Here is a 14,354-nt window from a genome sequence, read left to right as displayed (position 1 = left end):
CATGCAAACGCCCGGATTTCTCGGCTTCTCGCCGCGGCGCCTGAAAGTGCGGTTCGGCTGGCCCGATGCCGCCTTGTTCGCGATCCTTGCTGCGGCCGGGGTGGCGATCGCGGCGGGGGTCAGTGACGCGACGGAGCCGCTCGCCAAGCTTCGGCTCGAGCCGGTCGTGCTCGATGCGTGGCAATTGCCGCGCTACGCGCTGCTGACGACGCTACGGCTGTTCGCGGCGCTGGCAGCATCGTTCGTCTTCACGCTGCTCGCGGCGACCGCCGCCGCCAAGAGCCGGCGGGCAGAACTGGTGATCATCCCCGCGCTCGACATCCTCCAGTCGGTGCCGGTCCTAGGGTTCATGACCTTTACCGTCACCGCCTTCATGGGGCTGTTTCCGGGCAGCCGGGTCGGGGTCGAGTGCGCGGCGATCTTTGCGATCTTCACCAGCCAGGCGTGGAACATGGCGTTCAGCCTGTACCAGTCGCTGCGGCAGGTCCCGGCCGATCTCGACGAGGTTGCGCGCGGTTTCGGCCTTTCGCCGCTGCGCAAACTGATACGGCTCGAACTGCCGTTTGCCGCACCAGGCCTCGTGTGGAACGCGATGATGTCGATGTCGGGCGGCTGGTTCTTCGTCGTCGCGTCGGAGGCGATCAGCGTCGGGCATACGCAGATCATGCTGCCGGGGATCGGGTCGTGGCTGGCGATCGCGATCGAGCAGCGCAATCTCAGCGCGGTCGCGCTCGCGGTCGGCGCAATGGCGGTCGTCATCCTGCTCTACGACCAGCTCGTCTTCCGCCCGGTGATCGCCTGGGCCGATCGCTTTCGCGTCGAGCAAACCGCGAGCGTCGCCCCGCCGAAATCGTGGCTGTTCGACCTGTTCCGGCGCGCGCGGTTGCTTCCGGCGTTCACTGCGCCGCTGCGCGCGGTCGGGCAGATGGTCTATCGGCTCGAACCCGCGCGCCGCCCGATCGCGCAGGAGCGGCACTTCGCCGCCAGGGCGGTCGCCCCGGCAGCGCGCGGGATGCGGCTTTGGGCGGCGGTGGTCGCGCTCACCGCGCTCGCCGCGACGGGCTATGCGATCGACTTCCTCCACCAGACGCTGTCGCTTGCCGAGGCGCTGGCGGCGTTGCGCTTCGGGCTGATCACGCTGTTGCGCGTGATTGTGCTGATCATCCTGGCGAGCTTCGTGTGGGTGCCGATCGGCGTGTGGGTCGGGCTGCGGCCGCGCTGGACCTCGCGGATCCAGCCCGTTGCGCAATTTCTCGCGGCGTTCCCGGCCAACGTGCTGTTCCCGATCGCGGTCGTCGCGATCGTCCATTTTCATGCCGATCCGGATGTATGGCTGTCGCCGCTGATGGTGCTCGGGACGCAATGGTACATCCTGTTCAACGTCATTGCAGGCGCCAGCGCCATTCCGAGCGACATGCGCGAAGCGGCACAGATGTTCGGGGTGCGCGGCTGGCAGTGGTGGCGGCGGCTGATCCTGCCGGGGATCTTCCCCTATTACGTCACCGGCGCGCTGACCGCCTCGGGCGGATCGTGGAACGCCAGCATCGTCGCCGAAGCCGTGTCGTGGGGCAGCACGCGGCTGCGCGCGCAAGGGCTCGGCAGCTATATCGCCGATGCGACCACCGCGGGCGACGGCGCGCGCGTTCTGCTCGGCATCATGGTGATGTCGGTGTTCGTCATCGCGATCAACCGCTTGCTGTTCCGCCCGCTCTATCGCCTGTCCGAACGCCGTCTGCGTCTGTCCTGAGGACCTTATCATGATCCCGCATACCGCCCGCCCCGTCGTCACGCTCGAGCATGTCAGCCATAGTTATGGGGGCGAGCAGGGTGGCCCGCCGATCCTCGAAGACGTCGCGCTCGCCGTCCGCGAGGGCGAGATCGTCGGGCTGCTCGGCCGCTCGGGATCGGGCAAGTCGACGCTGCTGCGCTCGATCGCCGGCTTGGTCCGCCCGTCGAGCGGGGAGCTTCGCTTCGTCCCCGATGCCGAGGGCGCGCCGCGCTCGGTCGCGATGGTGTTCCAGTCGTTCGCGCTGTTCCCGTGGCTGACGGTGCTGCAGAATGTCGAGCTCGGCCTTGAGGCGCAGCGCGTGCCGGCCGAGGAACGGCGAACGCGTGCGCTCGCCGCGATCGATCTGATCGGGCTCGACGGGTTCGAGAACGCCTTTCCCAAGGAGCTGTCGGGCGGGATGCGCCAACGTGTGGGTCTTGCGCGTGCGCTTGTGGTCGAGCCGTCGCTGTTGCTGATGGACGAACCCTTCTCGGCACTCGACGTGCTGACCGCCGAGACGCTGCGCACCGATTTGCTCGACCTGTGGGGCGAGGGGAAGCTCGGCATCGCCTCGGTGTTGATCGTCACACACAATATCGAGGAAGCCGTGCTGATGTGCGATCGGATCCTCGTTCTGTCGTCGAACCCGGGGCGGATTGCGGCCGAGTTCACCGTCGACCTGCCGCAGCCGCGCGACCGGCTCGATCCCGCGTTCCGCGAATTGGTCGAGCAGATCTATGCGCGGATGACGCAGCGTGCGGTCGTGCCGGTCGCGCTGCCGGGCATGCAACTCGAGCACGGGCTCGACCGGCCGTTGCCCGACGTGTCGATCAACAGCCTGGCGGGCCTGATCGAGGAGATCGAGGCCGCGCCGTTCGAGGGCCGCGCGCCGCTCGCCACGCTCGCCGACACGCTCCAGCTCGAGATTGACGACCTCTTTCCGATCGTCGAGACGCTGCAGATGTTGCAGTTCGTCGATATCGACGATGGCGATGCGGTGCTCACCAAGCGCGGCGCGGCGTTCGCGCAGGAGGATGTCGACCAGCGCAAGGCCAATTTCCGCCGCACGCTCGAAACGCATGTCCGGCTGGCGCGCCACATCCGCGTCGTGCTCGACGAACGCCCGAGCCACCAAGCGCCGGCACGGCGCTTCCGCGACGAGCTCGAGGACCATATGTCGCCCGATTTCGCCGCGACCACGCTGCGCACCGTGACCGAATGGGGTCGCTACGCCGAACTGTTCGCGTTCGACGATGACGGCGATCTGTTCTCGCTCGACGATCCGGCCTGATCACGTGTGCCGCCCGGCGGGCGGCGCAAGCCGCTCGCTCAAGGCGGCGGCGGCCGGCCCTGCTGCGCGGAGGGTGATAGCCTTTGCCGTTAGCGCCTGAAGGTCATCTGGAAGAGCGATCATTGCGAGGCGGTCGGGGTCTCCGCATGTTCAAAACCGCCTTCTTACGCGCGCAGTAGGGTCGCCGCGCCGCGTTCCACCGCGCATCCGCGCTGGAGCCGCGTCGCCAAATCGCGTTAGCCTCTTTCAAAACATAAGCATGCATATTATCTGTTTGCGTGGTATCGGCGGAAGCGGCAAGGCGCGACCGCGGTTGCACGCGCTATCCGAGTCCGATTTTCGTCTGCGGACCGACTGCTTTTCGAGAGCAAAGTCTATGAGTTTGGAAGATTCGCCAGGTCGCTCGGCCGACTATCCCACGGTGGAAGACTCGACCCCGATCGTCGCGCCTGCTCCCGTAGTGGAATCCGCCGACCGCCAGCCCCGCGCCCGGCTTCGCTTGCGGACGCCCTTGCTGCTGCTGGCGCCGATCGTCGCGGTGCTGGCCATCGTGTATTTCTATCTGAGCGGCGGCCGCTACGAAGCGACCGACAATGGCTATCTCCAGTCCGGGCTGGTCTCGGTCAGCGCCAATGTCAGCGGTCCCGTCGTCGCGATCGCGGTCCACAATAACCAGCGCGTCAAGGCGGGCGACGTCCTGTTCCGGATCGACCCGGCCCCGTATCAGGCGGCCGTCGACGAAGCCGCCGCCGAACTGGCCAGTGCGCGCACCCAGGTCGCCTCGGTCCGCGCGAGCTATCGCGAGGGCGAAGCGACGCTGCAGGCCGGCCGCGACAAGCTCGCTTACGCTCAGCGCGAGGCGGCGCGCCAGAAGGCGCTGCTCGCCGAAGGCATCTCGTCGCAAGCGCAATACGACCAGGCGGTGCTCGCCGCGCAGACCGCGCGCCAGCAGATCGCGACCTCGGTTCAACAGAATGCCGGCGTTGCCGCGACACTGACCGGCAGCGTCTCCGCGCCGACCGAGCGGCAACCGGCGGTCCAGCGAGCACAGGCCGCGCTCGAACGCGCGCGGCTCAACCTCGGCTATACGACGGTCCGCGCCGCGCAGGACGGCATCGTCACCAAGGTCGATCAGCTCCAGCTCGGCAGCTACGTCTCGGCCGCGAAGCCGGTGTTCACGCTGGCGGGGACGCGGCTGTGGGTCGAGGGCAATTTCAAGGAAAACCAGCTCGACCATATGCGCGTCGGCCAGCGCGCGACCTTCAAGATCGATGCCTTTCCCGACCTCAAGCTGACTGGCCGCGTCGCGAGCTTCAGCCCCGGCACTGGCAACAGCTTCGCGCTGCTCCCGCCCGAGAACGCGACGGGGAACTGGGTCAAGGTGGTCCAGCGCCTGCCGATCGAGTTCAGCATCGACCAAGTGCCGCGCGATATCCCGCTCCACGCCGGGCTGAGCGTCGAGGTCACGGTCGATACCGGCTATCAGCGCCATCTGTTCGGCGCCGCGACCCCGGTGCGATGACGAGCGCCTATCCGGCCCCCGCCGTCCGCAATCTGATCACCGCGTCGGTGATGGCGGCGACCGTGATGAACTCGCTCGACAGCACGATCGCCAACGTCGCGCTGCCGCACATCCAGGGCAGCGTCTCGGCGTCGAGCGAGGAGATCACCTGGGTCCTGACGTCCTACATCGTTGCGGCGGCGATCATGACGCCACTCACCGGCTGGCTCGCCGGGCGCTTCGGGCGCAAGCGGTTGATGCTGTGGTCGATCGTCGGTTTCACTGTCGTGTCGGGCTTGTGCGGGTTGGCCAACAGCCTCGGCGAACTCGTCGGCTTCCGCTTGCTGCAGGGCGTGTTCGGCGCAGCGCTGGTGCCGATGAGCCAAGCGATCCTGCTCGACATCAATCCACCCGAGCGCCACGGCCCGGCGATGGCGGTGTGGGGCATGGGCGCGATCCTTGGGCCGATCATCGGCCCGGCGCTCGGCGGCTGGCTGACCGACAATCTCACCTGGCGTTGGGTGTTCTACATCAATCTGCCGATCGGCATTCTCGCCTTTGTCGGGCTGTCGGGCTTTCTCACCGAGACCAAGGACGCCGCGCGACCGCGGCTCGACGTGTTCGGCTTTGCGATGCTCGCGCTCGCGATCGGCGCGTTCCAGCTGATGCTCGATCGCGGACAGACCAAGGACTGGTTCAGCTCGCTCGAAATCTGCATCGAGGGAGGGCTTGCCTTGTTCTTCGGCTATCTCTTCGTCGTCCATACGCTGACCGCGAAAAAGCCCTTCATCGACATCGGGATGTTCAAGGATCGCAATTTCCTGACGGGCTCGATCTTCGGCTTCTTCCTCGGCACCGTGCTGTTCGGCGTGCTCGCTTTGCTGCCGACGATGCTCGAGACGCTGATGGGCTATCCGGTCGTGCTGACCGGCCTCGTCACCGCGCCACGCGGGATCGGCACGCTAATCTCGATGATCATCGTCGGGCGGATCATCAAACGCGTCGATGCTCGGCTGCTGATCTTCGTCGGCTTCGCGCTGGCAGCGGTTTCGCTCTACATCATGGCGGGCTTTTCGCTGCAGATGAGCGAGCGGCTGGTGATCGTCTCCGGGTTCATCCAGGGGCTCGGCACCGGGCTCGTCTTCGTGCCGTTGACGACGATCGCGTTCGCGACGCTCGACGTCAAATACCGCAACGAGGGTGCGGCGATGTTCACGCTGACGCGCAATATCGGCTCGGCGGTCGGCATTTCGGTGCTCCAGGCGCTGACGATCCGAAATGCCGCGGCGGTGCATTCGCGACTGACCGAAGGCGTCCGGCCCGACAATCCCGCGCTGGCGCAAGGTTTCGACTTCGACCTCCCAAGCGCGGTTGCGGCGCTCAATGCCCAAGTCACCCGGCAGGCGTCGATGGTCTCCTATATCGACGCGTTTTGGCTGCTGTTCGTGCTGACGCTCGCGGTGATTCCGCTGCTCCTGCTGATGCGCGGCCCGCGCAAGGGCGCGGCCGACGGCCCAACGATCCATATGGACTGATGCCAATGCGCTTTCTCCCGATCCTCCTCGCCGCGACCGCGCTCGCCGGCTGCACCGTCGGCCCCGATTTCGTGCGTCCGCAGACGCCGGGGGTGAGCGGCTACCAGCCACCGAGCGAGCAGCGCGTCGCGGTGCGCGGTGCGCCTGCGGTGACACTCGGCGCGGGGCCGGCGCAGCGCTGGTGGACGGCGTTCGGATCGCCCAAAATGGATGCGCTGGTCGACCGTGCGATCGCCAACAATCGCAGTTTGGCGGCGAGCAATGCGACGCTTGCCGCGGCGCGTGACGAACTGCGCGCCGTCGCGGGTCGCCGTCTCCCGCAGATCGACGCAAATGCGCGCGTCGATCAGCAGCAGGTCAATCTCGCGGGCTTCGGCTTTTCGGGCAACAATCCGCTCGCGCCCGGCGGTAATCCCGAATTCCATCTCTATTCGGTCGGCGGCGGGATCAGCTACGATCTCGATCTGTTTGGCGGGCTGCGCCGTCAGGTCGAGCAAAGCGCCGCGCAGGTCGAGGCGCAGCAACGCCAGACCGAGGCGGCGCATCTCTCGATCGCCGGGCAGGTGGTCAACCAGGTCCTGACCGTCGCCGCGATCCGTGCGCAGGTCGCGACCGCCAATGCCTTGCTCGCCGAGGATCTGCGCAACGTCGATCTGACGCAAAAGCGGCGGAAGGGCGGCGAGGGTACGCTGGTCGAGGTGCTCAACGCGCAAAGCCAATACACCGCCGATCGCGGCGACATCCCGCAGCTCGAGCAGCAATTGGCCGAAGCGCGGCACTTGCTCGCGACGCTGGTCGGCATCGCGCCGTCGGAGCTCGGCGAGACCGAGTTCGACATCGCCAAGCTGACCTTGCCCACCGCAATCCCGGTCGCGCTGCCGTCCGAGCTCGTGCATCGTCGGCCCGATATCCTCCAGGCCGAAGCCGATCTGCATGCCGCCGCCGCCGGGGTCGGTGTCGCGACCGCGCGGTTCTATCCCGACATCACGCTCGGCGCGACGCTGACGCAGGGCGCACCGGGGATCGGCGATCTCGTCAAGAACGCGTTCCGGGGGTACGACATCTTTGCCGGCGTGACCGCGCCGATCTTCCATGGCGGGACGCTCAAGGCGCAGCGCGCCGCGGCGATCAACCGCGCCAAGGCGAGCGAGGCGACCTATCAGCAGACCGTGCTGACCGCATTCGGCCAAGTCGCCGATCTGCTCTCGGCGATCCAGAGCGACGCGCGTTCGGTGGTCAACCAGCGCGAGTCGGTCGCGGTCGCCGAACGATCGCGCCATCTGTCGCAACGCAGCTATCAGGTCGGCAATTCGGGCATCCTCCAAGTGCTCGAGACCGAGCGCCTGTATCATCGTGCCCGCAATGGCCTGGTGCTGGCGCAGACGCGACAGTTCCTCAACGTGGCGCGGCTGTACGTGGCAACGGCAGGCGGCTGGACCGGACCTGCCGCCGAAGCGCCAGTCGCGGGGTAACCACACCCTTTTCAACAGCCGGATCGTTAGGGCGCGGCTACCGTCGCGGTGGCTTCGGGGGCATCGCGCAGCCGCAGGTAGATCCGCCCTTCGGCGCTGGCGCGAGTGGTGATTTCGGTCGCGACGAAACCGTCGGGGATCGCTTGGCTCGGCTGCATCTCGGCGTTCGTCCCAACCGCTTCGATCAGGAAGAAGCGGTTGCCCGACAGCTTGCAGGCCTTCCGCGCCGCGCAGCTGATCGTGTGGATCTCCGGGAGTCGCACTACGGTGGCGAGCGGCGTCCACGATGACCCTGCGCCGTCGCTCGCGATGCGGAAGCGCAGGGCGCCATAGGCCGTGGGCCCTAGCGCTTCGGCCGGGTTGATCGAGACGATCCCCGTTTTGGCGTCCTGCAGATCATAGCCCTTGCCCGCCGCGACCATCGTGCTGGTGCGCCCGTCGACCGTCCCGATCTCGATGCTTTCGCGCCCCGTGAGCGGGGGGGCGTCGTTGAGGTGGAAGGCGAAGGTCAGTCGGGCATCCTGCGCAAAGACCGCGGTGCCGGGCAAGGTGATCGGCAAGGCGCCATCACGCACCGGCGCCCGCGCCGTAACGCGGAGCAGCGTTGCCGAGACGCGGTGCGGTGCGATCGTCACGCTCAGCGATTTGTGGCGTCCGCCGACATAGCTGATGTCGGCGGGAAGCGTCGTGCCCGCAGCGAGCGCCATTGCGCTGGCCGGATTGGCGGCCTGCAACGCGACGCGATCCTGCTTGCCGACGCGAGTCAGCGCGCCCGGCTGGAAGGCGAGGGTGCCGAGCGTCACTCCGATCACTTGGTCGAGCCGCGTGCCGGTCAGTGTGGCCTGGTCGTCGCCCGCGTGGAAGCTCAGTTCATCGACGCTTCCGGCCTGTTGCAGCGCGCGCAGCGGGAGTTCGGTCGGCGTTGCGACGCCCTTTTCCTCGATCACGATCGAGACCGTGCCGGGTTCGGATTGCTCGAGCGGGACGGTCGCGACGATCCCGTGCGTGGCCGATTGCTTCCAGCTGAGCGGCTCGACCGCACCATCGCCGCGCCGCAGCCCGATCTTGGTGACGCACCCTGCGCTGCCGCCGGACAGTTGCAGTTCGTTCGAGCGGCCGACGACCAGCGCGGTGCGATCGGTTGCCTTCCACGTCCCGTCGCCCGGCTTGGTCAGGACGTAGCTCGGGCCATCGAACGACGAAAAGCCCCAGGCACCGTGCAGTTGCGCCGAGATCACCGGGCCGAACGGCCCGAACGGAATGTCGCCCGTCGCGACGAAGCCGCCAAGGCTTGGATCGGCGCGGACCGGCATCTCGGCTTGCGTCCCGTCAAGCCGCTTGAGCCGTAATACCATGTCGTGCGCATAGCCCGTGGCATAGACCAGCGGTGCGCCTTCGACTGGCAATATCACCCCTGGTGCGGCGCACAGCATCGTCGCCGGCAGTGGCTGGCGCAGCGGCGGCGGCTTGGGCGCTTCGATCGCCGGGAGCGCGACGACCATCACCGAGGTCGGCTTGGCGAACGAGACCGGCGTGTTAAGCAATACCGTCACAGTGGCGTTACGCTGTTGCGCGAGCGCCGGAATGAACTGGAGCTGCGTCGACTGGAACGCGCCGAACATCCGGAACAGGTCGCGCACCACGCCGATATACGAGCTGTACGAGCCGTATCCGGCTTGCGGTGTCGCACTCAGCTGGAAAGCGAGATCGGTCGGCGCGCCCGCAAGTGTATCGGCCAGCGCCGAACTGTGCGTGTCGGCGAGCAACAGCGTCTCGCGGTCGCCGGTCAGGCACGCCGATTGGACTTCGGTCGGCTGCGCGAGGCATTCGGCCTTGAGCTTGACCGCAAGGCTGCGCGTCAGGACCGGCGAGACGGCGGCAAGGCTCTCGGGGTTCTTGCGCTCGGCACGCTGCATCTCGAGGAGGAAGGTGTCGAGCCGTGCGCGGTCGAGCGAGGCCTGGTTCAGCTCTTGCGCCGCGCGGACGAACGCACCGGGCTGCTTGCGGACCGCGCTGATCACCGCATTCGCGCCGCCGCCACGCTCGGGGACGATGAACAGCGCCATCTGCTGTGCGTCCTTGGGGACGACGAGCGACAGGCTGGCGTTCTTCTCCCGCCAACTCTCGGCCTCGCGGAACCAGTCCTTACCGGGGCGATCGACCGCGCCGCGCAGGAACACCGCGATCAGCCGATAATGTTCGTCATGCCCCGCAAGGGGGGCGAGCTTGACCGAGATGTGATCCCCTTCGGCGAGGTTGGGCACGCGCTCGAGCGGGAGCGTAACGCCGTCGCGCACCACGCTGACGTCCAGTCGGGGGCCGACAAGGTCGAACGAGGAGGACGCCGCCTCGACGGCGGGCGCCGCCAGCAACAGACCGAGAAGACCGACGATAGGAGAAAAACGCAACACGGTGTCCACGGCTCAATTTCTGCTTGCCGCGGCCTATGCCGTTGGCGTGTGGCGACAATGCGGCTGAAGCCACGCGGCCGCAACCCCGCATCCAGCAAGCTCGCGGTGGTCGGTGACAAACCCCGGCGACCGCCTGACCCCGCGATCCCGCCTGCGTCGCAATCCCGTCTTGATCGCAGGGGCCTCAGGCCCGGATTGCCCTCATCGCGGGGATCGCGCTCCTTGCGCGGCTTGTGAGGTTCGGTGATCCGGTGATCCCCGTCGACGAGAAATGCCCATACGGCACCGCGCACGCCGTGTCGCACGGCGCCTTCGCCCGATATCGACGTCTTGGATCGCAAGCCGATCGGCTAGTTTTTGCTCGATACGCCCGCCGCACGGCTCCCGCCGCGCTCGGGTGGCGCGCCTTTCAGGCGATGGCAACGGTTTCGCCGGTCGTGCTCGTGCTGCTCGCGGCGGGCGTCGTGGCAGGTACGATCGCGTCTGGAGCGTCGGATCGGACCGGCGGTCCGGGTACTCAACCGCGCGAGCTGCCCAACCCCGCGGCAAAGGCGATCCGCAGCGCTTCGGACAAGCTGCGCGCGTGCAGCTTGGACATGATGTTGGCGCGGTGGACTTCGACGGTGCGCGGCGAGATGCCGAAGTCGTAGGCGATCGTCTTGTTGGGCAGCCCTCTCGCCAGGCCCTCGAGGACCTCGCGTTCGCGCGCCGTCAGTGCGCCGATCGCGATCGCAGCGTCGGCCGCGCGCATGGCATCGGCTTCGGAACGATCGATCCGCTCGAACGCCACGGCGAGCGAGTCGAGCAACAGCGCCTTGGCGAACGGCTTCTCGATGAAATCGACCGCGCCGGCCTTCATTGCTCGCACTGCGATCGAGACATCGCCGTGCCCGGTCAGCACGACGACCGGCATCGCAATGCCGCGTTCGATCATGGCCTGTTGCACTGCAAGCCCGTCCATCTCGGGCATGCGGACATCGAGCAGTACGCAGCCCATCGCCGCATGCTTCGCCTCCCGGAGGAAATCGACGCCCGACGCCCAGGTCTCGACCGCGAAGCCCGACGTCTTGAGCATGAAGCTTGCCGACCGGCGGATCGCCTCCTCATCGTCGATAATATGGACAAGTCTCTGTTCAGCCACCTTTTCGACTCCGTCCGCCGCGCAGCAACCTAGGCCGGATGCGGCGGCGGCGCCATCCCGTGCCTGCCCCCGCTGCTGTTTGGTGCGATTGACCCGCCACGTTCGAGTTCTGTCGGGGAGTTCTGCCGCTTCCTCAGTGTGAAAGCTGCAAGCGGCGCGCGTCGTTCTGGCGGGCATGGCGTTCGCTTAGGACAGCGGCGCACGTCCGCCGCGCGACTTCGCGCACATCGGCGAGGCACTGGCGGACATAGGACTCCGATACGCCCTCGACGATCGAGTCGAAATGGACATGTCCGCCATCGACCAATTCGAAGACCGTCGAGAGATAGCTGTCGATGCCCTGCCGGATCGAGGTCCACTGGCCATGTTCTTCAAGCCAGGGCCGGGTAGAGGCGGAAGCGCTGAAGCTGAGCAAGCGTTTGCCGCGCAGTGTCGATACCCGGTTGCCCGAGCGCCGTTCGGGCTCTTCGAAACCCGCGCCCAGCACGCGATCGATATAGCCCTTGATGATTGCGGGCGGCATGCCGACCCACAGCGGGTAGACGAAGCTGATGACCGCCGCGGTCTCAAGCACGGCGAGTTCGGCCGCGACATCTGGCGGCTGCCGGTAGTCCGGCGCGGTCGGCCGTTCGGAATTGGCGAGCAGCGCGTTAAACCCCATCGCATAGAGATCGCGGATTTCCGCCTCCTGGCCACAGGCGCGAACTTCGTCGCAATATGCCTGCGCGACGGAGGTGGTGAAGCTGCCGGCGCCCGGAGACCCGAGCACGACGACATGGCGAAGGGCGGCCTGTTCGGCAGCGGGCGTCGCGCCGTGTGTCATAGCGAGCCCCGCCCGATCGCTGCGGCTCGCTTTGCCGATCCTGATCTGGGCCAACGGGCGGCGTTGCGGGGTGTGCGGTTTGGCATGGGCTCGCTCCTTTGCTGACCCATCGAAGCACGCGCGTTCGTCGGTGCGCTATACGGGTCTATACGGATCCGATGCCCGACGGCGGTGAGGGGTATTGCGTATTCGCCGGTGCGATGACGCTCGCTAGGCTATCGCGATGCACTCGATCCCCACGCAGCCCGATCCCGACGCAGCCCGATCCCGTCAGTGTTGTGCTGCGGCTCAAGTCCATCGTTCCTCCCACGGTGCGGCTTTGGCCTCCGACGGTTTTGCTGCTTGGCGATACGGTGGCGGGGATCGGGTTCGCTGGCGGTCTCGCGGGCGCGGTGGTGCAGGTTCCGGCAGGGCTGAGCGCGATGCTGCCATGGTTGGCGCTGCTCGTCGGCGCAGGCTGCGCGCGCGGGGTATGTGCGCTGCTTGCGGCGCGCGTCGGCGCGGACGCGGCGCGGCGGACCAAGCGAACGCTCCGCGCGGCGCTCGTCACGGATCTATTGGCGCGCGCGCCGGGCGGGCACGCGACGACGGGCACCCTGCTGGCCACGTGCGTCGATGAGGTCGAAGCGACAGATGGCTATGTCGCGCGCTTCCTTCCGGCACGCGCGACGGCTGGATTGGCGCCACTCCTGGTGATCGCCGCCGCCGCGCTCGCCAGTCCGATCGCGGCGGCGATCCTCGTCGTCACGCTCATCCCCTTCCTTGCCGCGATGATTCTTGCAGGCGGGGCCGCCGCTGACAAATCGCGGCGGCAGTTCGGTGCGATGTCGCGGCTTTCGGGCCTGTTCGCCGATCGCATCCGCGCCTTGCCGATCCTGCTCGCGTTCGGCGGGGAACAGCGTGAAGCCGAACGACTGGCGCGCGCTTCGGAAGAAGTTGCGCGGCGCACGATGCGCGTCCTGCGTGTCGCGTTCCTGTCGTCTGGCGCGCTCGAATTCTTCGCCGCGCTGTCGGTGGCGCTGGTGGCGGTCTATGCCGGGTTCAACGTGCTCGGATTGCTGCCGTTTCCGGTGCCCGAAAAGCTCGATCTGGCGCGAGCGTTCTTCGTGTTGGCGCTGGCGCCCGAATTCTATTTGCCGATGCGCCGGCTCGCCGCCGCCTATCATGACAAGCAAGCCGCACAGACCGCGGTCGAGCGCTTCCCCAATGCGCTGTTCGCCCCCTCGACCGCGCCGGTCGCCCAGCGCGCGCCCGAAACCGCGCCACGGATCACGCTCACGGATGTGGCGATCGCTTATGCCGGAACCGATGCACCGGCGATCCGCGATTTCTCGCTCGATATCGCGCCGGGGACGATCGTCGCAGTGCTCGGCCCGTCGGGGAGCGGCAAGATCTCCTCCTCGGGCTGGCGCCGCTGAGCGCGGGACGCGTGACGGTCGACGGTATCGCGCTTGGTGAAGGTATCACGCTGGCTCCGGCCTCCGCCTGGGTCGGGCAGACGCCGTTGATCATCACGGGGACGCTGCGTGCGAATATTGCGCTCGCCTGGCCGGCCGCGACGGCGCGCGAGATCGAGCATGCAGCGCGGCGCGCGGGGCTCGGGCCGATGCTCGCGATGCGCGGGCTCGACGCGCCGATCGACGCGCGTGGCGGCGGATTGTCGGGCGGCGAGATACGGAGCATCGCGCTCGCGCGCGCACTGCTCAAGCCGAGCACGGTGCTGTTGCTCGACGAACCGACCGCGCATCTCGATCCGGTCGCCGAAGCGGCGCTGATCGAAACGATCCGCACGGCGTGCCGCGGACGCACCACGCTCATCGCGACGCACAGCGCCGCGCTCGCGGCGATCGCCGACCGGACGGTCTCGCTGGAGCTGCACGCGTGACCGCGCTCGACGCGTTGCTGGGCGAACAGCGCATCCGCCAGCGGCCGATGCTGGTGCGCGCGGCGGGCTATGCCGCGCTGGTCGCGGCGGCTTCCGTGCTGTTGCTCGGGCTTTCGGGATGGTTCCTTACCGCCGCGGCGATCGCCGGGCTCGCCGGGCCGGTCGTCGCGCAGGGGTTCAACTATATGCTGCCGAGCGCAGGGATCCGTTTGCTGGCGATCGTGCGGACCGGTGCCCGTTATGGCGAGCGTCTCGCCAGCCACGAGGCGGCGTTCGGCGCGCTCGCGCAGATCCGCCCGGCGCTGTTCCGCGCGATCGCGGCGGCACCGGTGGCGCGCGCGCTGTCCTTCTCGACGGGCGAGGCGACGGCACGGATCGTCCAGGACGTCGGCGTGATCGAGACGCGCTTTGCAATGGCGTCGGCGCCGTGGGGAATGGCTGCGGCGGAGGTCGCTCGCGATATCGACGAGGTCGCGATCGTCGAACCAGACCTGTCCGGCGCTCTGTCTCTTATACACATCTCCGAG

General features: G+C 67.7%; 10 protein-coding genes and 1 pseudogene. 8 read left to right on the top strand and 3 right to left on the bottom strand.

Going from position 1 to position 14,354, the window contains the following annotated elements; translation table 11 throughout:
- Position 1: 1 nt before the first annotated feature.
- The 5 genes from QN347_RS04840 to QN347_RS04820 all read left to right on the top strand — a co-directional run bounded on the left by QN347_RS04840 (position 2) and on the right by QN347_RS04820 (position 7,567).
- Positions 2-1,747: an ABC transporter permease gene (locus tag QN347_RS04840; RefSeq protein WP_322163735.1), complete on the top strand. Its 1,746-nt coding sequence runs from the start codon at positions 2-4 to the stop codon at positions 1,745-1,747.
- 10 nt (positions 1,748-1,757) lie between these two features.
- On the top strand, positions 1,758-3,059 hold the full coding sequence (locus tag QN347_RS04835; RefSeq protein ID WP_322163736.1) for a nitrate/sulfonate/bicarbonate ABC transporter ATP-binding protein: 1,302 nt from the start codon (positions 1,758-1,760) through the stop codon (positions 3,057-3,059).
- 376 nt (positions 3,060-3,435) lie between these two features.
- Complete coding sequence (locus tag QN347_RS04830) at positions 3,436-4,581, top strand: HlyD family secretion protein (RefSeq protein WP_322163737.1); 1,146 nt, start codon at positions 3,436-3,438, stop codon at positions 4,579-4,581.
- A complete protein-coding gene (locus tag QN347_RS04825) occupies positions 4,578-6,095 on the top strand; it encodes a DHA2 family efflux MFS transporter permease subunit (RefSeq protein WP_322163738.1) in 1,518 nt (505 codons plus the stop codon). The genes QN347_RS04830 and QN347_RS04825 overlap by 4 nt, the downstream gene beginning before the upstream one ends.
- A gap of 5 nt (positions 6,096-6,100) precedes the next feature.
- Positions 6,101-7,567 carry an efflux transporter outer membrane subunit gene (locus tag QN347_RS04820; RefSeq protein ID WP_322163739.1) on the top strand — a complete coding sequence of 489 codons (1,467 nt, stop codon included), beginning with the start codon at positions 6,101-6,103 and terminating at the stop codon, positions 7,565-7,567.
- 26 nt (positions 7,568-7,593) lie between these two features.
- On the opposite strand, the gene QN347_RS04815 is transcribed toward QN347_RS04820, so the two are convergent.
- The 3 genes from QN347_RS04815 to QN347_RS04805 all read right to left on the bottom strand — a co-directional run bounded on the left by QN347_RS04815 (position 7,594) and on the right by QN347_RS04805 (position 11,942).
- Positions 7,594-9,978 (bottom strand): hypothetical protein, encoded by a 2,385-nt coding sequence (locus tag QN347_RS04815; protein ID WP_323493981.1) that lies wholly within the window; start codon positions 9,976-9,978, stop codon positions 7,594-7,596.
- 517 nt (positions 9,979-10,495) lie between these two features.
- Entirely contained in the window at positions 10,496-11,119 is a 624-nt protein-coding gene (locus QN347_RS04810; RefSeq protein WP_322163741.1) for a response regulator transcription factor, read from the bottom strand.
- Positions 11,120-11,252: 133 nt separating this feature from the next.
- Positions 11,253-11,942: an NAD(P)H-dependent oxidoreductase gene (locus QN347_RS04805; RefSeq protein WP_322163742.1), complete on the bottom strand. Its 690-nt coding sequence runs from the start codon at positions 11,940-11,942 to the stop codon at positions 11,253-11,255.
- A 158-nt stretch (positions 11,943-12,100) separates the two neighbouring features.
- Here QN347_RS04805 and QN347_RS04800 point away from each other — a divergent pair, with 158 nt between their 5' ends.
- The 3 genes and pseudogenes from QN347_RS04800 to QN347_RS04790 all read left to right on the top strand — a co-directional run.
- Entirely contained in the window at positions 12,101-13,360 is a 1,260-nt protein-coding gene (locus tag QN347_RS04800) for an ABC transporter transmembrane domain-containing protein (protein WP_323493976.1), read from the top strand.
- 11 nt (positions 13,361-13,371) lie between these two features.
- Positions 13,372-13,827, top strand: a complete 456-nt coding sequence (locus QN347_RS04795; RefSeq protein ID WP_322163744.1) for an ATP-binding cassette domain-containing protein — start codon at positions 13,372-13,374, stop codon at positions 13,825-13,827.
- Positions 13,824-14,354: pseudogene (locus QN347_RS04790) on the top strand (ABC transporter); the annotation flags it as partial. The gene QN347_RS04795 and the pseudogene QN347_RS04790, both read left to right, overlap by 4 nt.

It is taken from the genome of Sphingomonas sp. 10B4 (assembly GCF_035019905.1).
Lineage (GTDB): Bacteria > Pseudomonadota > Alphaproteobacteria > Sphingomonadales > Sphingomonadaceae > Sphingomonas > Sphingomonas glacialis.
This window is presented reverse-complemented; position numbering and strand designations above follow the sequence as displayed.